The 362-nt window shown below is 56.1% G+C and carries 1 protein-coding gene; it reads right to left on the bottom strand.

Annotation, left to right across the window (positions count from 1 at the left end):
• Positions 1-7 precede the first annotated feature (7 nt).
• The coding region (locus tag AC1RO3_RS08835) for a hypothetical protein (protein WP_481764053.1) at positions 8-362 on the bottom strand (355 nt) is incomplete at its 5' end.

Genomic DNA, 362 nt, shown 5'->3' with positions numbered 1-362 from the left:
AACTCATCTAGACGTTCGCGACCTGTGTAGCGGCCTTCACCATCGCGGATGAGCTTTTTGCACCCGTGGCACCGATATTCTTCGTCATCCACTGCATCAGCCATACTTCTTCCTCCATATTTCTCAAATACGGCAGCACGAGTGCCAAGGCACTGGGACTCAACTCCACTACGTAAAGCCCGTTTTCCACACGCTCCCGACCTTGGCGCACGCGCCATGCACTGATGTAGCGGAAATGGTGACTTCCTAGTTCACGTCCCCACTCATCGCGAAGGCCATGGTGCGTGACAATCACGATTTCCCGGTCATGCTCAGCACGCTCGATGACAGCTGTGCGCGCCACCATGCGTCGGAAGTGGGTG

The organism is Dellaglioa sp. CoH-57-MRSF-19 (genome assembly GCF_056781975.1).
This window is presented reverse-complemented; position numbering and strand designations above follow the sequence as displayed.